The 22,925-nt window shown below is 74.3% G+C and carries 23 protein-coding genes and 1 riboswitch; of the genes, 10 read left to right on the forward strand and 13 right to left on the reverse strand.

Going from position 1 to position 22,925, the window contains the following annotated elements:
* Positions 1–41: 41 nt before the first annotated feature.
* Positions 42–860 (forward strand): alpha/beta fold hydrolase, encoded by an 819-nt coding sequence (locus E4P43_RS07175; protein ID WP_135144723.1) that lies wholly within the window; start codon positions 42–44, stop codon positions 858–860.
* Positions 857–1,537, forward strand: a complete 681-nt coding sequence (locus E4P43_RS07180; protein ID WP_135144724.1) for a hypothetical protein — start codon at positions 857–859, stop codon at positions 1,535–1,537. The genes E4P43_RS07175 and E4P43_RS07180 overlap by 4 nt, the downstream gene beginning before the upstream one ends.
* 145 nt (positions 1,538–1,682) lie before the next feature.
* Here E4P43_RS07180 and E4P43_RS07185 read toward each other — a convergent pair whose 3' ends face one another.
* From E4P43_RS07185 to E4P43_RS07200, 4 genes are read right to left on the reverse strand one after another with little or no spacing between them, the layout of a single operon-like run.
* Positions 1,683–2,669 carry an ROK family glucokinase gene (locus tag E4P43_RS07185; protein WP_135144725.1) on the reverse strand — a complete coding sequence of 329 codons (987 nt, stop codon included), beginning with the start codon at positions 2,667–2,669 and terminating at the stop codon, positions 1,683–1,685.
* Positions 2,666–2,968: a hypothetical protein gene (locus tag E4P43_RS07190; RefSeq protein ID WP_135144726.1), complete on the reverse strand. Its 303-nt coding sequence runs from the start codon at positions 2,966–2,968 to the stop codon at positions 2,666–2,668. The genes E4P43_RS07185 and E4P43_RS07190 overlap by 4 nt, the downstream gene beginning before the upstream one ends.
* On the reverse strand, positions 2,965–4,113 hold the full coding sequence (locus tag E4P43_RS07195) for an ion transporter (RefSeq protein WP_135144727.1): 1,149 nt from the start codon (positions 4,111–4,113) through the stop codon (positions 2,965–2,967). The genes E4P43_RS07190 and E4P43_RS07195 overlap by 4 nt, the downstream gene beginning before the upstream one ends.
* A 5-nt stretch (positions 4,114–4,118) precedes the next feature.
* On the reverse strand, positions 4,119–4,550 hold the full coding sequence (locus E4P43_RS07200) for an SRPBCC family protein (protein WP_135144728.1): 432 nt from the start codon (positions 4,548–4,550) through the stop codon (positions 4,119–4,121).
* 155 nt (positions 4,551–4,705) lie between these two features.
* Between E4P43_RS07200 and E4P43_RS07205 the strand changes: the two genes are divergently transcribed.
* On the forward strand, positions 4,706–6,499 hold the full coding sequence (locus tag E4P43_RS07205; protein WP_135144729.1) for an AMP-dependent synthetase/ligase: 1,794 nt from the start codon (positions 4,706–4,708) through the stop codon (positions 6,497–6,499).
* A 45-nt stretch (positions 6,500–6,544) separates the two neighbouring features.
* Here the strand turns inward: E4P43_RS07205 and E4P43_RS07210 are convergent, their stop codons facing one another.
* The 5 genes from E4P43_RS07210 to E4P43_RS07230 form a co-directional block, all read right to left on the reverse strand.
* On the reverse strand, positions 6,545–7,675 hold the full coding sequence (locus tag E4P43_RS07210) for a glycosyltransferase family 4 protein (protein WP_135144730.1): 1,131 nt from the start codon (positions 7,673–7,675) through the stop codon (positions 6,545–6,547).
* Positions 7,672–8,955 carry a M48 family metallopeptidase gene (locus E4P43_RS07215; RefSeq protein ID WP_135144731.1) on the reverse strand — a complete coding sequence of 428 codons (1,284 nt, stop codon included), beginning with the start codon at positions 8,953–8,955 and terminating at the stop codon, positions 7,672–7,674. Before E4P43_RS07215 ends, E4P43_RS07210 begins: the two co-directional genes overlap by 4 nt.
* A gap of 97 nt (positions 8,956–9,052) precedes the next feature.
* Entirely contained in the window at positions 9,053–10,135 is a 1,083-nt protein-coding gene (locus E4P43_RS07220) for a C40 family peptidase (RefSeq protein ID WP_135144732.1), read from the reverse strand.
* Positions 10,136–10,151: 16 nt separating this feature from the next.
* A riboswitch (cyclic di-AMP (ydaO/yuaA leader) is annotated at positions 10,152–10,329 on the reverse strand.
* 186 nt (positions 10,330–10,515) lie between these two features.
* Positions 10,516–10,827, reverse strand: coding sequence for a hypothetical protein (locus tag E4P43_RS07225; RefSeq protein ID WP_135144733.1), 312 nt, complete (start codon positions 10,825–10,827; stop codon positions 10,516–10,518).
* Between the two features lie 83 nt (positions 10,828–10,910).
* Positions 10,911–12,605, reverse strand: coding sequence for a D-alanyl-D-alanine carboxypeptidase family protein (locus E4P43_RS07230; RefSeq protein ID WP_135144734.1), 1,695 nt, complete (start codon positions 12,603–12,605; stop codon positions 10,911–10,913).
* Between the two features lie 238 nt (positions 12,606–12,843).
* Between E4P43_RS07230 and E4P43_RS07235 the strand changes: the two genes are divergently transcribed.
* Positions 12,844–14,625 (forward strand): DEDD exonuclease domain-containing protein, encoded by a 1,782-nt coding sequence (locus tag E4P43_RS07235; protein WP_135144735.1) that lies wholly within the window; start codon positions 12,844–12,846, stop codon positions 14,623–14,625.
* Entirely contained in the window at positions 14,622–14,909 is a 288-nt protein-coding gene (locus E4P43_RS07240; protein WP_135144736.1) for an Lrp/AsnC ligand binding domain-containing protein, read from the forward strand. Before E4P43_RS07235 ends, E4P43_RS07240 begins: the two co-directional genes overlap by 4 nt.
* On the opposite strand, the gene trpD is transcribed toward E4P43_RS07240, so the two are convergent.
* The gene (trpD, locus tag E4P43_RS07245; protein WP_135144737.1) at positions 14,906–15,964 is read right to left on the reverse strand and encodes an anthranilate phosphoribosyltransferase; all 1,059 of its coding nucleotides are present in this window, start codon (positions 15,962–15,964) and stop codon (positions 14,906–14,908) included. The two genes, E4P43_RS07240 and trpD, sit on opposite strands and share 4 nt — an antisense overlap.
* Positions 15,961–16,389 carry a hypothetical protein gene (locus tag E4P43_RS07250; protein ID WP_135144738.1) on the reverse strand — a complete coding sequence of 143 codons (429 nt, stop codon included), beginning with the start codon at positions 16,387–16,389 and terminating at the stop codon, positions 15,961–15,963. The genes trpD and E4P43_RS07250 overlap by 4 nt, the downstream gene beginning before the upstream one ends.
* Positions 16,390–16,513: 124 nt before the next feature.
* Here E4P43_RS07250 and E4P43_RS07255 point away from each other — a divergent pair, with 124 nt between their 5' ends.
* The 5 genes from E4P43_RS07255 to E4P43_RS07275 all read left to right on the forward strand — a co-directional run bounded on the left by E4P43_RS07255 (position 16,514) and on the right by E4P43_RS07275 (position 21,337).
* Positions 16,514–17,137, forward strand: coding sequence for a heme-copper oxidase subunit III (locus tag E4P43_RS07255; protein ID WP_209313766.1), 624 nt, complete (start codon positions 16,514–16,516; stop codon positions 17,135–17,137).
* Between the two features lie 7 nt (positions 17,138–17,144).
* Positions 17,145–17,990, forward strand: a complete 846-nt coding sequence (locus E4P43_RS07260) for a cytochrome c (protein ID WP_245158985.1) — start codon at positions 17,145–17,147, stop codon at positions 17,988–17,990.
* On the forward strand, positions 17,987–19,099 hold the full coding sequence (locus tag E4P43_RS07265; RefSeq protein ID WP_135144740.1) for a Rieske 2Fe-2S domain-containing protein: 1,113 nt from the start codon (positions 17,987–17,989) through the stop codon (positions 19,097–19,099). The genes E4P43_RS07260 and E4P43_RS07265 overlap by 4 nt, the downstream gene beginning before the upstream one ends.
* Entirely contained in the window at positions 19,099–20,781 is a 1,683-nt protein-coding gene (locus tag E4P43_RS07270; RefSeq protein ID WP_135144741.1) for a cytochrome bc complex cytochrome b subunit, read from the forward strand. Before E4P43_RS07265 ends, E4P43_RS07270 begins: the two co-directional genes overlap by 1 nt.
* A 211-nt stretch (positions 20,782–20,992) precedes the next feature.
* Positions 20,993–21,337: a hypothetical protein gene (locus E4P43_RS07275; protein ID WP_135144742.1), complete on the forward strand. Its 345-nt coding sequence runs from the start codon at positions 20,993–20,995 to the stop codon at positions 21,335–21,337.
* Positions 21,338–21,481: 144 nt separating this feature from the next.
* Here the strand turns inward: E4P43_RS07275 and E4P43_RS07280 are convergent, their stop codons facing one another.
* Both E4P43_RS07280 and coxB read right to left on the reverse strand, forming a co-directional pair.
* Complete coding sequence (locus tag E4P43_RS07280) at positions 21,482–21,886, reverse strand: cytochrome c oxidase subunit 4 (protein WP_135144743.1); 405 nt, start codon at positions 21,884–21,886, stop codon at positions 21,482–21,484.
* Positions 21,887–21,931: 45 nt separating this feature from the next.
* Entirely contained in the window at positions 21,932–22,744 is an 813-nt protein-coding gene (gene coxB, locus E4P43_RS07285; RefSeq protein ID WP_135144744.1) for a cytochrome c oxidase subunit II, read from the reverse strand.
* Positions 22,745–22,925 lie beyond the last annotated feature (181 nt).

The following is a 22,925-nucleotide window of genomic DNA, read 5'->3' on the forward strand; positions in this document are numbered from 1 at the left end:
ATCCGACACCGGCGTTCCGCCGGACGCCGAGGAGGACCACCGTGCCCGGAACGACCCCTGCACCCGAGGTCATGCCCGGCGCCGAGGCCTTCCACTTCCCCGGTGGTGACGGTCCCGACGGCCGCACCGGCGTCCTCCTCGTGCACGGGTTCACCGGCAACCCGATGAGCATGCGGCCCTGGGGCGAGCACCTGGCGGCCGAGGGCTTCGCCGTCAGCTGCCCGCTCCTGCCGGGCCACGGCACCAGCTGGCAGGACTGCAACGCCAGCACCCACGACCAGTGGACGGCGACGGTGGAGCGCGCGTTCGACGACCTCGCGGCCCGGTGCGACCGGGTCTTCGTCGCCGGGCTGTCCATGGGCGGCACGCTCGCCACCCGCCTGGCCGAGGTCCGCCCCACCGACGTCGCCGGGCTGCTCCTGGTCAACCCCGCCCTGCTCACCCAGCGCCTGGACGCCAAGCTGCTGCCGCTGCTGGCCCGCATCACGCCGAGCTGGGCGCCGATCGCCAGCGACATCAAGAAGCCCGGGGTCACCGAGCTCGCCTACCCCAAGCTGCCGACGCGGGCGATGATGCAGCTGCGCGCCCTCTGGGGCCTCACCCGCGCCGACCTCGGCCGGGTCACCGCACCGGTGATCGTCTTCCACAGCACCGAGGACCACGTGGTCGAGCCGGTCAACAGCACGATCCTGCTGGCGGGGGTGTCCAGCACCGACACCGAGGAGGTCGTGCTGGAGGACAGCTACCACGTGGCCACCCTGGACAACGACGCCCCGCTGATCTTCGCCCGCTCCGCCGAGTGGATCCGCGCCCACGTGCGGGCCGGCGAGCCCGACACCCCGTCGGCCGAGCACCGGTGACCGACCGACGGGGACGCGGCCGCCGCGACAACGGTCTCGACGCGACGCTCTGGAGCCCGATCCGGGACGTCGACCCGCGGGTCGGCGAGTACCTGCTCGACGTGCTCGAGGTCGCCGGCATCGCCGCCTACCTCGAGCCGTCCGCCGACGTGGGCCCCTACACCCGCGAGGTGTCCCTCCCCAGCCCGCCCTCGGACCGCCTCTTCGTCGACCGGTCCCGCCGGGAGGAGGCGCACGGGCTGATCGAGCAGCACGCCGACGACCACCCCGCACCGGTCCGGCCGGCGCCCCGCGCCCCCCGCCCGGAGGTCGACGAGGACGCCGAGTGGCAGCGCATCGTTGCCGCCTTCGAGGCCGAGCACGGTCGCACCACCGTCGAGGAGGCCCCCTCCGACGCCCCGCCGCCGCCACCGCACGAGGTGCCGGTCCTCGACCGGCCCGACGAGCACTACGAGCCGCCGCCCCCGCCGCCGCTCCCCGTCCCGGCCCCGGCCGTCCTCTACGCCGTCCTGCTCGTGGTGGCCGGCGTGCTGCTCATCGGTGCGCCCGCGGTGCTCGGGCTCTCCGCCGACGTCGGCCTCGTGCTCGGGGTGGCGGTCGTCGCCGGCGGGGTCGCGATGCTCGTCTCCCGCATGCGCGACCGCTCCGACGACGGGGACGACGGCGCCGTCGTCTGACCCGCTGCCGCTGCAGGGACGGCCGTCACGCCTCGCCTTCGGCCGTCACGCCTCGCCTTCGGCCGTCACGCCTCGCCTTCGGCCGTCACGCCTCGCCTTCGGCCGTCACGCCTCGCCTTCGGCCGTCACGCCTCGCCTTCGGCCGTCACGCCTCGCCTTCGGCGACGGCCTTCCGCACCAGGTCGGCAGCGCCCACGATGCCCGCCTGCGCGCCCAGCGCCGCCGCGACCACCCGCGGGCCGGGCCGGAAGCCGCGCCCCGGCAGGGCGCGGTCCAGCCGCTCCCGAGCCGGGCGCAGCACCATCTCGCCCAGCACGCTGACGCCGCCGCCGATGACGACGACCTCCGGGTCGAGCGCCGCCGCGAGGTCGGCGATGCCCTGGCCGAGCCAGTAGCCCACCTCGGTCACCAGCTCCAGCGCGAGCGGGTCGCCGTCGTAGGCGGCCCGGGCGACGTGCTCGCCGGTCAGCCGGTCGGGCTCGCAGTCCACCCGCTCCAGCAGCAGCGCCGCGGCGGCCGGCGAGGTGCGGGCCACCTCCCGCGCGGTCTGCCCGAGCGCGGTGCCGCTGGCGTACTGCTCCCAGCAGCCGCGGTTGCCGCAGGCGCACAGCCGGCCGTCGGGGACCACGCGCATGTGCCCCCACTCCCCCGCCACGCCGTGCGAGCCGCGGCGCAGCCGGCCGTCGAGGACGATGCCGCCGCCGATCCCGGTGCCCAGCGTGATCATCAGCGCCAGGTCCGCGCCCTGGGCGGCGCCGTACCGGTACTCCGCCCAGGCCGCCGCGTCCGCGTCGTTTCCGACCCACAGCGGCCGCTGCAGCCGCGCGCCCAGGTCCTTGCGCAGCGTCGAGTTCCGCCACGCCAGGTGCGGGCTGAAGAGGACGGTGTCCCCCGTCCGGTCGAACCACCCGGCCGCGCCGACGCCCACGCCCACCAGCTCGCCGTCGTGGCCGTCGGCGAGCTCCTCGACGACCGCGGCGATGGCGTCCTCGGTGTCGCTCACCGACGCCCCCGGGGTGGCCCGGCGGGCGGTCGCCAGGATCATGCCGTCGGGAGCCACCAGGCCCCCGGCCACCTTGGTGCCCCCGATGTCGATGCCGAGGGCGGGCAGCGCTCCAGCGTCGACGGTCACGCGATGTCGATCCGCTGCACCTCGGGTGCCTCGGTGCGGGCCGGCGGCTCCTCGCCCGGCGTGGGCCGGGCAGCCGCGACGTCGTCGGCGAACTCGCGCAGCGCGGCCGCGGCGGTGGTCAGCAGGTCGGCCAGCGCCTCGGTGACCTCGGGCCGCTCACCGCGCACCACGGCCGCGGCCTGGCACACCGGGCACCAGCGGCAGTCGGACGCGTGCTCGCCACCGGCCGCCGGCTCGGGGCCGCGGACGGCGTCCAGCAGGCGGCGCGCCTGGTCCAGCCACTCGGCACCGGTCGTCATGAGGTCCTCCCCTCGGCGGCCAGGAGATCGGCCGGCCACTGCTGCGGATCCGGGCGGAAGCTGACCTCGAGCCGCGCGGCGGCGGTGCCCGGGTCGGCCAGCCGGCCCCCGGTCACCACGCACCGGCGCAGCAGCGAGTCCAGCCGCAGCGAGCGTCGATCCTCCCCCACCCCGACCACGAGGTCATCGCCCCACCGGGTCAGGGTCGCCGTGGCGCGCTCGGCGAAGGGCAGCGGGACGTCCAGCTGCCAGCCCCCCTCGGCCCGTCGCGGGCCGGGCGCGGCCGGTCCGCCCGCCGCCGGGAGGTCGAGGCCGTCGAGCAGCGCCAGCGCCGCCGGCACGTCCGCCGGGCCCTCGGGGGCCTCGGTCACGGCGTGCACCGGCGCCAGCTCGGCCAGCGCGGCGAGCGCGGCCTCCTGCGCCGCGGAGCGCTCGCGCCACCAGTCCCCCGGGCCGTCGGCCGGCAGGGCCCGCGCGACGACGGCGGCCGGCCGCATCCCGTGCAGGCCGAGCACCGTCACCGCTCGGCGCAGCGCGGCGGCGGCCGGGCCACGGGCCTCACCGGTCAGCCAGACCGCGGTGCCCGTGGGGTCGGCCAGCCGCTCGCGGGCGAGGAGCCCCTCCAGGGCGGGCAGCGCCGCGAGGACGGCGTCGACCGGCCCCCGGCGGACCGCGCCGGCGGAGACCCCGGCCGTCCGGACGGCGCCCAGGGCCCGCACCGCCGGGGGCAGCAGCTGGTCCAGCCACCAGCGCAGCGTGGACGGCAGGGCGGCCAGCGCGAGGCCGCCCTCGAGCGGGCCGGCGTCCAGCACCACGACCTCGGCCTCGGCACCGGCCAGCGCGGCCGTCAGGGCCAGGGCGTCGGCACCGGGGATCGGGACGACGGAGCTCGCCGGTGGGAGGTCGAGGAAGGGGACGGCGCCCGCCAGCGTCTCGACGTGCTCGGCCCACAGCGCCGCCGTCGCCTGCGTGCCGCCGACCCGGCGGACCTCCAGGTGCGGCTCGGCGTCGAGGCCCGCGACCGGCGGGGCCCCGGTGCCGAGCAGCAGCGTGGAGCGACCGGCACGGGCGGAGCGCACCGCCGCGGCCGCGGCCACCGTGGACGTGCCCGCCCCTCCCGGGCCGGTGACGAGGAGAGTGCGCACGCCGCTCAGCTCTCGACGCGCTTCTTGAGCTCCTTGAGCGCGGTGTCCAGGATGACCTTCTCCGCCTTGCGCTTGATCATCCCGAGCATGGGGATCGAGAGGTCGATGGTGATCGAGTAGGTCACCTCGGTGCGCCCGTCGCGCTCGTCAAGGGTGTAGGAGCCCTCCTGGCGCCGCTGCATCTGGCCCTTCACCAGGGTCCAGGACACCCGGTGGTCGCCGTCCCACGTGTACTCGAGGACGTAGTCGTCCTTGACCGCGCCGGCGTCCAGGACGAAGTGGACCCGACGGGCGCGTCCGTCGTCCCCGGTCTCGAGCACCTCCACCTGCTTGGCGGCGGCGACCCACTGCGGGTAGGCGGGGAAGTCGGCGATGACGGCCATGACCTGGGCCGCAGGCGCCTCGACGACGATCGACTGGGTGGACTGGTCGGCCATGGCAGCAGGCTAGCGGCTCGCGGCCCACCAGGGAGTCCTGAGTGTGATCCTCGGCTACTGCCCAGTAGGAGAAGCCGCTAGATTGACGCCGACGACCCCGTGCCGGGGCCACGGGCGACGGCGCCACGTGGCGGACGGGGAAGAGAGGACCCAGCGTGCGCGAGTTCAGCGTTCCCGTCCGGACCGAGGTCGCCCCCGACGCGGCCCTCACCGACATGATCTTCACGAATGCCCGGCAGTACGGCTCCGAGGTGGGGCTCCGGCGCCGCGTCGACGGCCAGTGGCGCGACGTGACCTGGCAGGAGTTCCTCGACCAGGTCACCGGCGTCGCCAAGGGGCTGGTCGCCGCCGGCGTGGCCGCGGGCGACCGCGTGGGCCTGCAGGCGAAGACCCGCTACGAGTGGACGGTCTTCGACTACGCCATCTGGACCGCCGGCGCGGTCGTCGTCCCGATCTACGAGACCTCCAGCGCCGACCAGGTCGCCTGGATCCTCTCCGACTCCGGCGCCACCGCCATCGTCGTGGAGCGCGAGGAGCACGCCACCGCCGTGGACTCCGTCCGCGACCAGGCGCCGGAGCTGCGGTCGGTCTACGTCATCGAGGACGACGCGGTCGGCACCCTCACCCAGGCCGGGCGCGACGTGCCCGACAGCGAGCTCGAGGCGCGCCGCAAGACGCTGGGCGCCGAGAGCCTGGCGACGCTGATCTACACCAGCGGCACCACGGGCCGGCCCAAGGGCTGCGAGCTCACCCACGGCAACTTCCTCTTCGAGATCGACAACGGCATCACGCTGCTCGACCGCTTCATGGGCGTGCAGGGCTCGCTGCTGCTGTTCATCCCCCTCGCGCACGTCCTCGCCCGCGTCCTGCAGGTCGGGGCCATCAAGAACCGCACGGTCATCGGGCACACCCCCGACGTCAAGAACCTGGTCGAGGACCTCGGCGAGTTCAAGCCGACCTTCGTCCTGGCCGTGCCGCGCGTGTTCGAGAAGGTCTTCAACTCCGCCAAGGCCAAGGCCGAGGGCGACGGCAAGGGCAAGATCTTCGACAAGGCCGCCCAGGTGGCCATCGACTGGTCGCGCGCCCAGGACAACGGCGGTGCCGGGCTCGGCCTCAAGGTCCAGCACGCGCTGTTCGACAAGCTCGTCTACGGCAAGCTGCGCGCCGCGCTGGGCGGCCGCTGCCTCGGCGCCATCTCCGGCGGTGCGCCGCTGGGCGAGCGCCTGGGCCACTTCTTCCGCGGCATCGGCGTCACCGTCTTCGAGGGCTACGGCCTCACCGAGACGACGGCGGCGGCCTCGGTCAACCACGACGCGGCCCTGAAGATCGGCACCGTCGGCCAGCCCCTGCCCGGCGTCTCCTTCGCCGTGGCCGACGACGGCGAGCTGCTGATCCGCGGCGGCATCGTGATGCGCGGCTACTGGAAGAACGAGGACGCCACCAAGGAGGCGATCGACGCCGACGGCTGGTTCCACACCGGTGACCTCGGCGAGATCGACAACGAGGGCTTCGTCAAGATCACCGGCCGCAAGAAGGAGATCCTGGTGACCGCCGGCGGCAAGAACGTCGCCCCGGCCGTGCTCGAGGACCGGATCCGCGCCCACCGCCTCGTCAGCCAGTGCATCGTCGTCGGCGACCAGCGCCCGTTCATCGCGGCGCTGATCACCCTCGACGAGGAGGCCCTGCCGCAGTGGCTGCAGTCCAAGGGCAAGGACGCCGGCCTGACCGCCGACCAGCTGCGCGAGGACCCCGAGGTGCTGGCCGAGATCGAGGCAGCCGTCAAGGACGCCAACAAGGCGGTGTCCCAGGCCGAGGCCATCAAGAAGTGGACGGTGCTGGCCACCGACTTCACCGAGGACAACGGGATGCTGACGCCGAGCCTGAAGCTCAAGCGGAACGTCGTCCTCAAGGAGTTCGGCTCCGAGGTGGACGCGCTCTACACCCGCTGAGCCACCGTCACCGAGCCCCCGTCCCGCGACCCGCGGGGCGGGGGCTCAGTGCTTCCCGGGCCGCAGCAGCGCGGCGAACGTCTCGGCGATGGTCGTCCAGGACCAGCGCTCCTCCACCCAGGCGCGGCCGGCGGCCCCCATGGCCCGGGCGCGCGCCGGGTCGTCCAGCAGCCCCGACAGCGCCCTCGCCACCGCGTCGGGCGACCGGGGGTCGACCACGTGGCCGGTCACGCCGTCCCGGACCGCCTCGGGCGCACCGCCGGAGGTCCCGGCGACCACCGGGCGACCGCAGGCCGCCGCCTCGAGGAAGACCATGCCGAGTCCCTCGACGTCCAGGCCGCCGCGGCGGGTGCGGCACGGCATGGCGAACACGTCGCCCGCGGCGTAGTGCGCCGGCAGCTCGTCGTGCCCGACGGGCCCGGTGAGCACCACCGACTCCCTCAGCCCGCGGGCTGCGACGGCACGGCGGAGCTTCGGCTCGTCCGGCCCGCCCCCGACGAGGAGGAGCCGCGCCCGCGGGTGGCGGGCGAGCACCCGCGGCCAGGCCTCCACCAGCACGTCCTGGCCCTTGCGGGCGACCAGCCGGGAGACGCAGACGACGACGGGCGCATCCCCCAGACCCCAGCGCGCCCGCACCGCGGAGCCGTCGACCGCCGGCGTGAACCTGTCGACGTCCACCCCGGGTGAGAGCTGGGCCAGCCGGGTGCGGCCCGCCAAGGACGGCGCGAGGCGCCGGTGGGTGTACTCGCTGATGTAGGTGAGCACGTCGAGGCCGCCCGCGATCCGCTGCATCACCTGACGGCTCCCCGGCAGCGCGACCCAGCCCGTCTCGTGGCCGTGCGTCGCCCCGACCAGGTGCCGCACACCCGCCGCGCGCAGCGCGGGTGCGAGCAGGCCCAGGGGTGCCGCGGCGCCGAAGAACGCGGTGTCGCAGCCGTGGCTGCCCACCAGCTCGACGGCCGCACTCGCGGTGGCGCGGGTCGGCAGCAGCATGCCCGTGGGCCGGCGGACGACCGGGTACGGGAGCGCGGCGTCGTGCTCGGCGGAGCCGGGCGAGTCCGACGCCAGCACCACCAGGGACTCCGGCGGGCGGCGCTCCAGGAGCGCCGCCACGAAGGTCTGGATGCCGCCCTGGCGGGGCGGGAAGTCGTTGGTGACGACCAGCGTGCGACTCACCGGGCCTCCTCCAGGCGCTGCCAGTCCTCGGCCATCGCGATCCGCTGGGCGACGGTGGGGTGGCTGCCGAAGAACCAGTGCCACGCTGCGGGCGGGTCGGGGTCGCCCAGGTTGGTGCCGGCCAGCCGTCGCTGCATCGCGACGAAGGCGTCGGGGTCCCGCGTCAGGTCGAGCGCGTGCAGGTCGGCCCGCTCCTCGATCTGCCGGGACACGAGGTTCTGCACCGGGGTGCCGACCAGGCCGCCGAGGGAGACGAGCAGCAGCACCAGCGGCACGACCTTCGGGTCACCGGGCGACTCGGCCCCGGCCCGGCGCAGCAGCGGCGCCCAGGACAGCAGCCAGCCCGCCAGCGCGGTCGCCGCGCCGGCGCCCAGCGCGCCCATCAGCGTGCCGGTCAGGACGTCGTCGGTGGCCACGTGGCCGAGCTCGTGGGCGACGATCGACTCGATCTCGGCATCGGGCAGCCGGTCGAGGACCGTGTCGTAGACGACGATCCGCCGGGTGGAGCCGAAGCCGGACACGTAGGCGTTGAGCGCGGTGGTGCGCCGTGAGGCGTCGGAGACCAGCACGTCCTGGACCGGGGTGCCGTTCTCCTCGGCCAGCTCGAGCAGGTCCGACCGCAGGGCGCCCGCCGGCAGCGGCTCGAAGCGGTTGAACGCCGGCTCGATCACGACCGGGTAGAGGAACGAGCCCACGACGACCAGGACGACGGCGGCGCCCCCGGCCCACCCCCACCAGGTGCGGGGGGCGCGCCGGACCAGCCAGAGCACGGCCAGCACGACCAAAGCCGTCAGCGCGGCGCTGATCGCCACGGAGACCAGCACGTCGCGCAGCCACAGCCACCAGCTGCGGGTGGACAGCCCGTACCGGTGGCGCACGCTCTCGGCGTAGGCCGACACCGGCAGGGTCACCAGACGTCCGAGGAGGAGCAGCGCCGGGACGCCGAGGAGGACCTGGGCCCACCAGCGGCCCCCCACGCGGGCACCGGCGGCCCGCACCAGCCGGCCGCCGAGGGGCGTCAGTCCGAGCAGCGCGGAGACGGCCAGCCCGAGCACCAGGGAGAGCAGCGACGCCGGCCGCAGTGCCGCGGCGAAGGCCTCGGCGCGGTCCAGCTGGTCGGCGGACAGGCCCGCCGTCGGGTCCAGGGCGGCGTGGCCGCCGGGCGGCTCCGGGAGCACGTCCCACGGGGTGCTGAGGGCGACGACGACCAGGGCGGCGACGCCGAGCAGGGCCGCCACCACGAGTGCGGCACGGGCAGCTGGCCGATCTCCCGCGCTCACCCGGCGATCCTAGAAGGCGGCGGGACGGCGCCCCCGCCGACGACGGAGGCCGGCGGCCCCAGGTGGGGCCGCCGGCCTCCGGCAGTGCGGACGGCTGTCAGCCGGCGATGCGACGGGCGCTGTTGTAGCCGCCCATCGAGTCCAGGCTCGCCACCTTCACCGGCTGGCTCGACGTCGAGGCGTGCACCATCTGGCCGTTGCCGATGTACATGCCCACGTGGCTGACCGGGCTGTAGAAGAACACCAGGTCGCCGGGCTGCAGCTCGCTCCGGGACACCGGCGTGCCCATCTGCGACTGCGACCGGCTGGAGTGCGGGAGGCTGACCCCGGCGGCCGCGTAGGCGTAGGACGTCAGGCCCGAGCAGTCGAAGGCGTCCGGCCCACCGGCGCCCCAGACGTAGCGGTCACCCACCTGGGCCAGCGCGGTGTCGACGGCCTTCTGCGCCGCGGCGCTCGAGGCGACGACCCCGCTGGGCGCGGCGACGGCGTCGCCGCCGTGCGCCCGGTCGACCTCGGCCCGCTGCGGAGCGGCCAGGGCGTCGTACTGGCGCTGGTAGTCGGCGATCTTCGACTCGAGGTCCCGCTGCGCGGCGCTGATCTCCTCCACCTTGCGCTGCGCCTCAGCGGCCTCGCGCTCGGCGGACTCGCGCGAGCGCTCGGCGTCCTCGGCCGCGCTGGAGACCTCGGCCAGCACCTCGTTGGTGTGGCCGGCGATCGCGTCCAGCGTGCCCAGCTGGGAGACCAGCTGGTCGGCGGAGTCGCTGGTCAGCAGCACGTCGAGGCGGGAGGTCTTGCTGCCGGTGTAGGCGCTCCGGGCCAGCTGGCGGATCTGCCCGTCGAGCCCGTCCAGGCGGCGCTCGGCCTCGTCCGCGGCCTCGTCGGCAGCGCGGGCGGCGTCCTGGTGCCCGGCGAGGACGACGCGCGCCTCGTTGAGCTGCTCGGAGACGACCTCCAGCTGGTGGCTGGCCTCCGCGACGCGGGCGGCGGCCTGGTCGGCGGTCGTCGCGTCGCCGGGGACGGCGGACGCGGTGCCGGGGAGGACGGTGAAGGTCAGGGCGGCGGTGGCGCCGACCAGCAGGCTCGTGCGCAGCGGCCCGAAGCGGCGTCCACGAGCGGAGCCGGCCAGGCGATCGGTATGGAGCTGTCCACGGGCGTGCGTCAGTGCGTGAGGGGTCGCCACGAGCGGCGGCTCTCCGTTTCTTCCTCTGCGACCGCCTACCGAGTTAGCTGACGGGTTCGGGCTGGGAAGACTGGCCCTATCCCCCGGACCGGCGAGCCGGCCGCGGGAGAACTCACCCCAGAACTGCGGTGGGTCCCCGGTTCACCTCGGGCGCCGGTGCTGCGCGCCGTCTGGCGATTAGGCGGTGCCCGGTCGAGGCCATCCCTCTGCGGATGACGACCGCCCGACCGAACGGCGACGACCCTACGACCGTGATGCGACCGTGACAAACCGGGGCTGCAGATACCCGTGTGACGGGCGCCCGCGTGTCGCACCGTTCCTGCGCCGTGGTAGGGCCGCTCGGGTGTAGGGGTCGCGGCCCCCTCCGGCGGGGGCTGCGGTCAGCCGATCCGGCGGCCGCGGGGACCCTCGTCGGCGCCGTCCCGGTGCCGCAGCGGCGGCACCAGACCGCCCTCGGCCAGCGCGCGGACCGCCCGCCGCTCCACGTCGTCGAACTCCACGACGACGCCGGGCGGGGGGACGACGACGTCCTCCGCCGCGACCTCCGCGGGGCCGGTGCGGGGCCGCCCCGTCATCGGGACGACCACCGGGTCCACGCCCTGCCAGCCGGGAGGGGCACCGAGCAGGACGGTGACCACGCAGTCGGCGCAGCCGGTACCGCGGGCGGTGCAGGTGTCGCAGTCGATGAGCATCGCTTCTTCTCCTCCGTGAGTCGTCCCGCACGCTAGGAGGAGGCACCGACAATTCCGTCCCCGCGCCGTCCGGAGGACCGGGGTCAGGTCCCGGCGTACTCCCAGTGCCACGGCTCCTCGCGCCCGTTGCCCGGGTCGGCCCAGGTCGGGTGGAGGTAGCCGAACCGGCCCGCGTTGGCGACCATCCAGGCGTACTGCGGCGTGCCGAAGCGCTCGATGCCCCCGCACAGGTCCACGGCCAGCCCCCAGCCGTGGTTGCTCGTGCCCGGCACGGCGGCCAGGGCGGGCTTCTCGCCGTAGAGCCGCACCTGGCTGCTGTAGGTGCGGTAGGAGTCGGTGATGCAGATCGGCCCGCCGAAGGTGGCGGCGTAGGCCTGCGACATGGCCCGGTAGGCCGCCGCGGCGTCGCAGCGCAGCACGTGCCCGGCGGCCCCCAGCGGGCACATCGCGCTCGGCGGGATGAGGCCGTTGGGGTAGCCACCCCAGGACCGGGCGCCGTCGTAGCTCGGCGGGTAGACGGTGTTGCCGCACTCCACCCGCAGGGCGCCACCGGTCGGCCCGGGCACCTCCACCGCCGCCCGGCGCGGCAGGCTGGGCCGGCCGATCCCCAGCACCTGGTCCCCCGGCAGGGTCCGCACGACGACGGCTCCGGCCCGCCCGTCGGCGGCCAGCATCGTGCGGGGGTCCAGCGCGATGCCCACGTGCCCCAGCCCCGCCTCGGCCGTGCCGAGGAACACGAGGTCCCCGGGGAGGACGTCGGCCGGGGCGACGGGTGCGGTGGTCGCGAACAGCTCGCCCTGCGTGCCGGGGAGCGCGATGCCCGCCCGCCCGTAGGCCGACTGCACCAGGGACCCGCAGTCCCACGAGTCGGGCCCGGCCGTCCCCGGGGCGTACGGCTTCCCCAACGCCTCCATGGCCGCGCTGACGGCGGTGAGCGTCTCGCCGGGGAGGACGAGCACCGAGCTCGGCTGCCCCGGCCGCTGGGCGGCGCCGGCCTGGGCCCCGCCGCCGGACGCCGCGACCGGCACCAGCCCCGCGGGGAGACCACCCTCGGGCGCCCGCAGCGCCGTCGCCGGCGTGGCCGCCAGCCCCTCGGCGACGAGCTGGTCGACGTAGGCGCGCCAGTTGGCGGCCGTGCGCTCGTTGACGTCGACCTGCTCCGCCTGCAGCCGTGCCAGCTGCCCGTCCACGACCTCGAGCGCCTCGTCCAGCTCGGCGGTGACGGCGTCGGCCGCGGCCTCCAGCTCCGCGACCCGCGCGGCGACCTCCTCGGCCCGCCTCGCCGCCTGGTCCAGGGCCGCCTGGGCGCGCTCCTGCTCCTCCACCGCCGCCCGCCGGTGCCTCTCGGCGACGGCGATCACCTGCGCCGCGTGCGCGTCCACGGCGTCCAGGAAGCCCATGGCCGACAGCACGTCGCCGGGGTCCCCGCTGGCCAGCAGCAGCGTGAGCGGGCTCAGCGCCCCGCCGTCGCGGTAGAGGGCGGAGGCGTAGCCGGCGACGGCACGCTGGTGGACGGAGAGCTCGCCCTGCTTGTCGGCCAGGACCGCCTGCGCCTCCTCGACCGCCCGCTCGGCCTCCGCCTGCTCCTCCCGGGCGGCGGCCACGTCGTCCTGCTGGGCGCGGAGGTCGTCCTGCACCTCCGCGGCGCGGTCCTGGAGGCGGTCCAGGTCGCGGCTGTCGAGCACGCCGGTGGTGCCGCCCGGCTGGTCGCTCGGGGCGGCCGAGGCGGTCGACGGCGCGACGGCGAGGGCGACGGCGAGCGAGACCGCGGCGGCCACCACGGCCCGGTGTCCCGACGGGACGGAGGGGCGCCTCCAGGAGCGCGCGAGCATCGGACCACCCTCACCTGTCGGACGGCCGCCCCGTGCGCGACCGCCACCAGCAGGAATGTTGTCCTGCTCACGCCGCTAGTGCCAGGCGGGGGGTCCCGCTCCGCCGCCGAACCCCCCGTGCGAGGGACGCCGCGCGCGGCGCGCGTCCCCCGGACTGTCAGCACCCCGACCTAGCGTCCGGCCCGTGCCACCCTCCTCCACCGCACCCGGCTTCCAGCAGGTCTCGATCGAGGAGCTCGGGACGCCGCTGTCCCAGGTGACCTTCGTCGTGGTCGACCTGGAGACCAGCGGCGGCTCGCCCAAGGACAGCGCCATCACCGAGATCGGCGCGGTGAAGGTCCGCGGCGGCCAGGTGCTCGGCGAGTTCCAGACCCTGGTCGACCCGGGCCACGAGATCCCGCCCTACATCAGCGTGCTCACCGGGATCACCTCGATGATGGTCGCCACGGCGCCGCGGATCGACGCGGTCCTCCCCGCCTTCCTCGAGTTCGCCCACGGCGCGGTCCTGGTGGCGCACAACGCCCCGTTCGACCTCGGCTTCCTCAAGGCCGCCTGCGCCGGCAGCGGCATCCCGTGGCCCGCGCCGGCATCGGTCGACACCGCCGTGCTGGCCCGCCGGCTGCTGAGCCGCGACGAGGTCCCCAACTGCAAGCTGGGCACCCTGGCACCGTTCTTCTCCGCCTCCACCTCCCCCACGCACCGCGCCCTGGACGACGCCCGCGCGACCGTGGACGTGCTGCACGGCCTGTTCGAGCGGCTGGGCCCGCTGGGCGTCACGACGCTCGAGGAGCTCACCGGCATCACCCGCCAGATCGACCCGGAGCGCCGGCGCAAGCGGCACCTGGCCGACGGCGTGCCGCACGGCCCGGGCGTCTACCTCTTCCGCGGCCCGCGCGACGAGCCGCTCTACGTCGGCACCTCCACCGACCTGCGCAGCCGCGTCCGCAGCTACTTCTCCTCCAGCGAGCAGCGCAGCCGCATCACCGAGATGGTGGGCCTGGCCCAGCGCGTCGACACCATCTCCTGCGCGCACGCGCTCGAGGCCGCGGTCCGCGAGCTCCGCCTGATCGCCGAGCACAAGCCGCGGTACAACCGCCGCTCCCGGTTCCCCGAGCGGGCCCTCTGGGTGCGGCTCACCGAGGAGCCCTTCCCGCGGCTGTCCGTGGTGCGCCGGGTCCGGCCCGACGCCGGCGTCTTCCTCGGGCCCTTCCCCGACCGCCGCGCCGCCGACGCCGCGGTCGCCGCGGTCCACGAGGCGCTGCCCCTGCGGCAGTGCACCACGCGGCTCAGCCCGCGCTCCCCGGCCAGCGCCTGCGTGCTCGCCGGCATGGGGCGCTGCGGGGCACCGTGCACCGGCGCGCAGACGGTGGTGGAGTACGCCGACATCGCCGCCGTCTTCGCCGCAGCCGTGAGCCACGACCCGCGGCCCCTGATGGCACCGCTGCTGGACCGGGTCGAGCGGCTCGCCGCCGAGGAGCGCTACGAGGACGCCGCCGTCCTGCGCGACCGCGTCGCGGTGCTCGTCCGCGCCGTCCGGCGACGCCAGCGGCTGGAGTCGCTGGCCGCCGTCCCCGAGCTGGTGCTCGCCCGGCCCGACGGCTCCGGCGGCTGGGAGCTGTCGGTCGTCCGGTACGGCCGCCTGGTCGCGGCCGGCACCGCCCCGCGGGGGACCACGGTCCGCAGCGTGCTGCCGGTCCTCCTGGCCACCGCCGAGACCCTCCCCGGCACCGACGGGGCGGCGACGACGTCGGTCGACGAGACCGAGCTGGTGCTCCGCTGGCTGGAGAAGCCGGGCACCCGGCTGGTGCAGCTCACCGGCACCCTGGCCAGCCCCGCGCCGGGCACGGGGGCCTACAGCGGCTTCCTGGACCGCGTGGAGGTGGGCCGCACCGAGCGGGACCCGTTCGCCGACGGCCGCGCGCTCGGGACCCGGGCCCGGCCGGAGCGGATAGCATCCCCGGCGTGATCACCGCCATCGTCATGATCGACGCCGCCACGGACTCGATCCCCGAGGTGGCCGGCGCGATCGCCGACCTCGACGGCGTCAGCGAGGTCTACTCGACCGCCGGTGAGGTCGACCTGATCGCCGTCGTGCGGGTGCGCGAGTTCGAGCAGATCGCCGAGGTCATCGCCGGCCGGATCAACAAGGTCCCCGGCGTGCTCGAGACCGAGACGCACATCGCGTTCCGGGCCTACTCCAAGCACGACCTCGAGGCCGCGTTCTCCATCGGCTTCGAGACCGCCGACTAGCTCGCGGCCCCCGCGCTCCGGCTGACCTCGACCCAGCGGTCGAGCAGCGCGGCCGCCCGCCCGTCGTCGACGGCCACGGCCGCCCGCTCCAGCCCCGCCGCCAGCGCGTCGTGCAGGCGCACGTCCCGCTCGTCGAAGGCCGCCAGGGCCGCCGCCGCGTTCAGCAGGACCGCGTCGCGCACCGGCCCGCGCTCGCCGTCCACGACCCGCCGGAAGACGTCGGCGTTGGCCCGGGCGTCGCCACCGCGCAGGGCGTCGGGGCCGGGCGTCCCGATGCCGAGGGCCGAGGGGTCCACGCGGTCGGGCCGGACGGCGCCGTCCCGGACCACCCAGACCGCCGAGGTGGTGGCGGTGGTGAGCTCGTCGAGCCCGTCGTCGCCGCGGAAGACGAGGGCACGGGCGCCGCGGGCCGCCAGCACCTCGGCGAGGACCGGCGCCATCCGGGCGTTGGCGCAGCCGATGGCCGCGGCCACCGGCCGCGCCGGGTTGGTCAGCGGGCCGAGGAAGTTGAAGACCGTCGCGATGCCCATCTCCCGGCGGGCCGCCGCGGTGTGCCGGTAGCCGGGGTGGAAGACCGGCGCGAAGAAGAACCCGATGCCCGCCTCGCGCACGCAGCGCGCCACGGCCGCGGCCGGCAGGTCGATGACCACGCCGAGGGCCTCCAGCACGTCCGCCGCCCCGGAGGACGACGACGCGGCGCGGTTGCCGTGCTTGGCGACCGGCGCCCCGGCCGCCGCCGTCACCACCGCCGCCATCGTGGAGATGTTGACCGTGTGCGCGCCGTCCCCACCGGTGCCGACGATGTCCACGCAGTCCAGCGGCAGGTCCACCGCCGTCGCCTGGGCAACCATCTCGGTCGCCAGCCCGGACACCTCCTGCGCCGACTCCCCCTTGGCCCGCAGGGCCACCGCGAACCCGGCCACCTGCGCCGGGGTCGCCTCACCGGTCATGATCTCGCGCATCGCCCAGCGGGTGTCCTCGGCGGTGAGGTCCTCCCCCGCGAGCAGGCGGTTGAGCAGAGCCGGCCAGGTGCGAGCGGCGGGCGTCGCCGTCACGGGCGCGCGGCCGGACGCCGGGCGGCGCTGCGCAGCAGGTCCGCGACGACGCGGGGAGCCACGAGCGGGTCCACCGGCAGCGGGAGCGTCGCCTCGGCGCGGGACCAGTGCGCCAGCCACCGGTCGGGCTGGCGGGCGATCAGCAGGCACACCGCCGGGCGGTCGGCCACCTCGACCTCCAGCTGGCGGGTGAGCGCGATGCCACCGGTCGGCTGCGCCTCGCCGTCCAGGACGCACAGGTCGATGCCCCCGGCGTCGACGGCGGCCACGACCTCGGCGGCCGTGGCGCACTCCACCCAGGTCAGCGGGCCGACGTCCGCGGCCGGTCGGCGGCCGACCGCGGTGCGGACGGCGTCGCGCACCTCCGGGCGGTGGCTGTAGAGCAGCACGGTGGCCGGTGCGGCGGGCGTCTCGGCGGCACTCACACGGCCGAGCCTAGTGCCCGGGCGCGTCCCCGCAGGCCACCACCGGCGCGTCGGTATCGAGCTGGTCACATCGGCGCCACGCCGTCACCACCCGCAGTCGTGACCGGGGCCTGCCGATGCCATGATGACCCTCGTGACAACGGCCCCCGTGGCGAGCAGCACCTTCGACACCTCGCGGGTGCACTCCCTGACCCGACCGAACATGGTCAGCGTCGGCACGATCATCTGGCTCGCCAGCGAGCTGATGTTCTTCGCCGGACTGTTCGCCATGTACTTCACCGCGCGAGCCCGGGCCACCGACGGGTGGCCCCCGGAGCCGACGGAGCTGAACCTCCCGTACGCCACCGTCTTCACGGTCATCCTGGTGCTGTCCTCGGTGACCTGTCAGTTCGGTGTGTTCGCGGCCGAGAACGGCAACGTCTACGGCCTCCGGCGCTGGTTCACCATCACCTTCGTGATGGGCCTGGTCTTCGTGCTCGCGCAGGCGAACGAGTACCGCGTCCTGGTCATGGAGCACGGCACGACGATCTCCTCGTCGACGTACGGCTCCGTCTTCTACCTGACGACGGGATTCCACGCCCTGCACGTGATCGGCGGGCTCATCGCGTTCGTCTACGTGCTCATCAGGTCCACCATGGGCCGTTTCACGCCGGCGCAGGCGACCTCGGCGATCGTGGTCTCCTACTACTGGCACTTCGTCGACGTCGTGTGGGTCGGGCTCTTCGCCACGATCTACCTGATCCGCTAGGGAACCGGTGTCCACCACGAACCCGCAGTCCGACGCCCCGACCGACGCCACGAGCCGCCCGGTCGACCGGGCCCGCGCCCGCCGCCGGTCCAAGCAGCGCCGCCGCGTCGCCAACGTCGCCGGCCTCATGGCCTCGCTCGTGCTGACCGGCTCGCTCTACTCGGTGTTCGCGCCGGCCCAGGCCGCCGAGGACACCACCTCCGAGTCCGCCGCCGAGGCCGCGGGCCGCGAGCTGTACGAGCGCAGCTGCATCACCTGCCACGGCGAGAACCTCGAGGGCGAGCCCAACCGCGGCCCGTCGCTCATCGGCGTCGGCGAGGCCTCCGTCTACTTCCAGGTGCACACCGGGCGCATGCCGCTCGTGCGCCAGGAGGCCCAGGCCCCGGACAAGCCGGCCGTCTTCTCCGACGCCGAGATCGAGCAGCTGATGGCCTACGTCCAGGCCAACGGCGGCGGCCCGGAGCTGCCCCCGGGCGGCAACCTCCGCGACGGCGACCTGGCGGAGGGCGGTGAGCTGTTCCGGCTCAACTGCGCCTCGTGCCACAACTTCGTCGGCGAGGGCGGTGCGCTCTCCTCCGGGAAGTACGCCCCGAGCCTCAAGGACGCCACGGACCTCGAGATCTACACGGCGATGCTGACCGGACCGGAGAACATGCCGGTCTTCGGTGACAACCAGCTGACCCCCGAGGAGAAGCGCTCCATCATCAACTACGTCCAGACGGTCAAGTTCCAGGCCGACCCCGGCGGTGCCGGCATCGGCCGGATCGGCCCGGTGGGCGAGGGCCTCGTCATCTGGGTCGTCGGGATCGGCGCCCTGATGTTCGGAATCTTCTGGATGGGGAGCAAGGCGTGACCACGCACGACACCCGCCCCGGCTCGGCCGGCGGCGCGGACACCCCGGGACCCCTGCACGGCGGCCCGGACGAGGACTACACCCCGGAGCAGCTCGCGGCCATGAGCCGCGAGGAGCTCGACATCCTGGGTGCCCGGTACGACGGCGTGGAGATCCTCCACGTCGACCCGGGCCCCGAGCCCGGCTCCCGCCTGGAGAAGCGCGCGGTCCGCCAGGTCGGCTGGACCTTCGCCGCGGCCGGCATCTCCGCGTTCCTCTTCCTCGTCGTCTACGCCGGCTCCGGCTGGTTCCTCCCCGAGTGGAACTGGGCGACCGAGGGGACGACCTGGAGCGCCCTGTTCAACCCGCTCCTGGGTCTGTTCATGGGCCTGGCCTTCGCCCTGGCCGGCGTGGGCCTCGTGCTCTACACGAAGAAGCTGCTCCCGCACGAGACCGCGGTGCAGGACAAGCACGACGGCTCCCACTTCGACCGCGTGACCACCGGCGCCACCCTGGTCGGCGGCCTGCACAACAGCGGCCTGGCCCGGCGCAAGCTGCTCACCCGCTCGCTCGGCTTCATGGGCGCCGCGTTCGGCCTCATGCTCGTCGCCCCGCTCGGTGGTCTGATCAAGAACCCGAACAAGGGCAACCCGCTGGGCCGCACCAGCTGGGCCGAGGGCGTGCGGCTGGTGCGCGACGACGGCACCCCGGTCCGCCCGGGCGACCAGGAGCCCGGCTCCCTGGAGACGGTCTTCCCGGCCGTCCCCGGCGGCAACTTCCAGTCCGACGCCGCGACGATGCTCATCCGGCTCCGCCCGGAGCAGGTGGCGGCCGACCGTCCCCGCGAGGGCCAGGCGGACTACGGCTACGGCGACTACGTCGCCTACTCCAAGATCTGCACGCACGCCGGCTGCCCGGTGTCGCTGTACGAGCAGGAGACCAGCCGGATCCTCTGCCCGTGCCACCAGTCGCAGTTCGACGTCACGCAGGGCGCCAAGCCGGTCTTCGGCCCGGCGACGCGGTCCCTGCCGCAGCTGCCCATCACTGTCGACGACGAGGGCTACTTCGTCGCCCGCAGCGACTACCCTGAGGCCGTGGGCCCCACCTACTGGAACCGGGAGCGCATCTGATGGCTGCTACCGCCACGACGCCGGGTGCGCCGACCTCCCGACTGGGCAAGGCCGCGACCGAGTTCGACGACCGCATGATCGTCGCCGGCCCGGTCCGGCGCACGCTGAACAAGGTCTTCCCCGACCACTGGTCGTTCCTGCTCGGGGAGATCGCCCTCTACTGCTTCATCATCCTGCTGCTGTCGGGCACGTACCTGACCTTCTTCTTCGACGCGTCGATGGTCGAGGTCGAGTACCAGGGCGAGTACGACCCGCTGCGCGGCACGCAGATGTCGGCGGCCTACGCCTCGGCGCTGGACCTGTCCTTCGACGTCCGCGGCGGCCTCTTCATGCGCCAGATGCACCACTGGGCGGCGCTGCTGTTCGTCGCCGCGATCGTGGTGCACCTGCTCCGCATCTTCTTCACCGGCGCCTTCCGCCGGCCGCGTGAGAGCAACTGGCTCATCGGCGTGGTCATGCTCGTGCTGTCGCTGCTCATGGGCGTCACCGGCTACACCCTCCCCGACGACCTGCTCTCGGGTACCGGGCTCCGCATCATCAGCGCGATCCTGCTGTCCATCCCGGTCATCGGGACCTGGGCGCACTTCGCGGTCTTCAACGGCGACTTCGTCGGCACCGAGATCATCGGGCGCTTCTACATCGCCCACGTGCTGATCTTCCCGGCCATCCTGCTCGCCCTGATCGCCGTGCACCTGCTGATCCTGGTCAAGCAGAAGCACACCCAGTTCCCCGGCCCGGGCCGCACCGAGCACAACGTGGTCGGCAACCGGCTCTTCCCGACCTTCGCGGGCAAGGCCACCGGGCTGCTGCTGGTCGTCTTCGGTGTCTGCGCCGCGCTGGCCGGCCTCGTCCAGATCAACCCGGTCTGGCTCTGGGGCCCGTACAACCCGGCGCAGGTCTCGGCGGCGTCGCAGCCCGACTGGTACATCATGTTCCTCGACGGCTCGACCCGGATCTTCCCGGCGTGGGACATCAACCTCCCCGGCGACTACACGATCCCGGCGCTCTTCTGGCCGACGGTCGTCGTCGCGGGCCTGATGTTCACGGTCCTGGCCGTCTACCCGATGATCGAGCGCAAGCTCACCGGTGACACGGCCTCGCACCACCTGCTGCAGCGCCCCCGCGACGTTCCCGTCCGCACCTCGCTGGGCGTCATGGCCCTCACGTTCTACGTGTGGCTGCTCCTCGCGGGTGGGAACGACGTCATCGCCGACAAGTTCAACATCAGCCTGAACGCGATGACCTGGGTCGGGCGCATCGGCGTCATCATCTTGCCGCCGATCGCGTACGTGCTCACGTACCGCATCTGCCTCGGCCTGCAGCAGCACGACCGCGAGGTCCTGGAGCACGGCATCGAGACCGGCGTCATCCGGCGGCTGCCCCACGGTGAGTTCATCGAGGTGCACCAGCCGCTCGGCCCGGTGGACGAGCACGGCCACGGCCAGCTGGCCTACGGCGGCGCTCCGGTGCCCAAGCGGATGAACCAGGTCGGCGGTGCCCGCCGGGCGATCCGCGGCTTCTTCTCCCCCATCGAGCAGCCGTCCGCGGTGGAGCTCGAGCAGCTGGGTGAGGGTCGTGGGCTCGCCGCCGGTGAGGCGTCGCGGGAGCTGACCAGCTCCGGCCGCCCCTCCGACGGTGGCCGCCCGTCCGACGGTGGGCGCCCGCAGGACGCGCGCGACTGACCGACCGCACGACCAGTCGGGCCCCGGTGGTTTCCACCGGGGCCCTTCTGCGTTGCCGGGTCTCCCCCGGCAGCTCCGCTTCCCCAGCCGCCCTGAGCGGACCTGAGGCTCCCTGTACCCCTCGCGGCGCCTCCGGGACGGGGGTGAGGCCGAGGGTCCGCCGGCGGCCGCCGAGCAGGAACCGGGTTGCCAGGGACCGCAGACTGGGTGGGTGGATGCGGACGACGTCGAGGAGCGACGACCCGGCCTCACGCTGATGCCCGAGCACGGGGTCGACGTGCCGGTCTGGCACGGCCCCGACAGCGAGGAGTCCGGCAACGTCAGCGCAGCGGAGCTGGCGGCCCTCGGGGTGTCGCTCCCGCTCGTGGAGCGCCTCCGGGCGTGGGCGGAGGGCTGGGACCACGACCCCGTCACCGGCTCTCCGCTGGGGCAGTTCCGGCCCGGTAGCCCGCTGACGGTACGGCTGGCCCGGCACCTCCAGTCGGAGCTGACGGGCCACCGCATCCACCTGCACACCGGCGACGGCCCCCGCCCCGTGGAGGAGTGGGCCGGCTGAGCGGCCGGCGGTGGCGTGTCGGCGCTCCTGGCAGTGCGTCGCCGCCCCTCAGCGCCCCTCAGGACGCGCGCTGCACGACCCCGTGGACGACGAGGGCCCCTCCCGCCAGTGGCGGGAGGGGCCCTCGTCGTGCCGAGCAGCCGGTCAGCTCTGCTGGGCGTTCTGCCCCACGTAGTACTCGAAGAGCAGGCCGCCCACGCTGATCAGCAGCGCCGCGCCGGCGATGAGGATCAGCCAGGAGTAGAAGAACGCCAGCGCCAGGCCCATGAGGGCGGCGGACAGCGCCAGGGTGAACGGCCAGTAGCTGGCCGGCGGGAAGAAGCCCAGCTCCCCCGCGCCCTCGGCGATGTCAGCGTCCTTGCGGTCCTCCGGTCGCGCGTCGATGCGGCGCGAGATGAACCAGAAGAACCCACCGATGAGACCGGTCAGCCCTCCGGAGAGGGCGAGCGCCGTGGTGCCGATGGGCTCACGCGCCCAGAGGCCGTAGACGATCGCCGCCACGATGCAGAACACCGTGATCAAGTTGAAGATCAGCGCCTCGACCTTCACGGTCGTGCCTCCTCGTGCATGTTGCCCGTGCGGGGAACGGGAGCGTCAGTCACCAGCGGACTGCTGGTCGGCGGTCTTGTTCTGCGCGAGGTCCAGCGGCGTCGTGGTGCCGGCGTCACCGGGCTGGCCGATCGACTCGAGGGCCTCGTAGGTGTTCTGGCCGGCCTCGCGAGCGGCGAGGTAGGCGTCGTAGTCGTCGCCGGAGACCGCGCGGACCTCGAAGTTCATGTACGCGTGGTAGGTGCCGCACAGCTCGGCGCAGCGGCCGACGTAGGCACCCTCCTCCTGGACGGTGACCTCGAAGACGTTGTCGCGGCCGTTCTCGTTGCCCGGGATGACGTCGAGCTTGAAGAGGAACTCCGGCACCCAGAACGAGTGGATGACGTCGGCCGAGGCGACCTGGAAGCGGATCGACCGGTCGGTCGGCACCACGAGGATCGGGATGTCCGTGCTGCTGCCGACGGTGCTGACCGGCTCGCCGTCGGCCTCGCTGGCGGTCTCCGGGTAGACGAACTCCCAGTTCCACTTGAACGCGTTGACCTGGATGGTCTCGTCCGGGTCGGCGCTGCGCTCCATCACCTTGTTCTGCGTCACCACGGTGAAGAAGAACAGCCCCGCGATGATCACGAACGGGAGGACGGTCAGGCCGATCTCCAGCGGCAGGTTGTACGCCGTCTGGCGCGGGAGCTCGTCGCCGCGCTTGCGGTGGCGGACCACCGAGTAGCCGATCAGGGCCCAGACGATGATGCCGACGACCAGGGCGGCGATGACCGACCCCGTCCACAGCTCACGCATGGCCGTGGCCTCTTCGGTGATCCCCTCGGGCCACCCGAAGCGCCAGAATTCGTTGTTCGGCATCTCGCATCCAGTGAGGGTGAGTACCCCCAGGAGACCGAGCGCGGCCAGCCGCGCGAGCCTGCTGCCTCGAGCCACTGCTCGCTGCCTCCTCGTCCTCCGCCCGGTCCCGGGCGGTCGTTCCAGCGGGTCCTCCACCGGTGCTCGGGGGAGCGGATCCACGCCGATCACAGTGTGGGCCGAG

The sequence above is a fragment of the Blastococcus sp. TF02A-35 genome (assembly GCF_004571075.1).
Classification (GTDB): Bacteria; Actinomycetota; Actinomycetes; order Mycobacteriales; family Geodermatophilaceae; genus Blastococcus.

Coding starts and splice junctions, on each gene's coding strand:
- coxB (WP_135144744.1), bottom strand. CDS start 22,744: ATGCCGAACAACGAATTCTGGCGCTTCGGGTGGCCCGAGGGGATCACC.
- E4P43_RS07190 (WP_135144726.1), bottom strand. CDS start 2,968: ATGACGACCGGTGCCGAGTGGCTGGACCAGGCGCGCCGCCTGCTGGAC.
- E4P43_RS07225 (WP_135144733.1), bottom strand. CDS start 10,827: ATGCTCATCGACTGCGACACCTGCACCGCCCGCGGTACCGGCTGCGCC.
- E4P43_RS07255 (WP_209313766.1), top strand. CDS start 16,514: ATGACCCTCGTGACAACGGCCCCCGTGGCGAGCAGCACCTTCGACACC.
- E4P43_RS07270 (WP_135144741.1), top strand. CDS start 19,099: ATGGCTGCTACCGCCACGACGCCGGGTGCGCCGACCTCCCGACTGGGC.
- E4P43_RS07200 (WP_135144728.1), bottom strand. CDS start 4,550: ATGGCCGACCAGTCCACCCAGTCGATCGTCGTCGAGGCGCCTGCGGCC.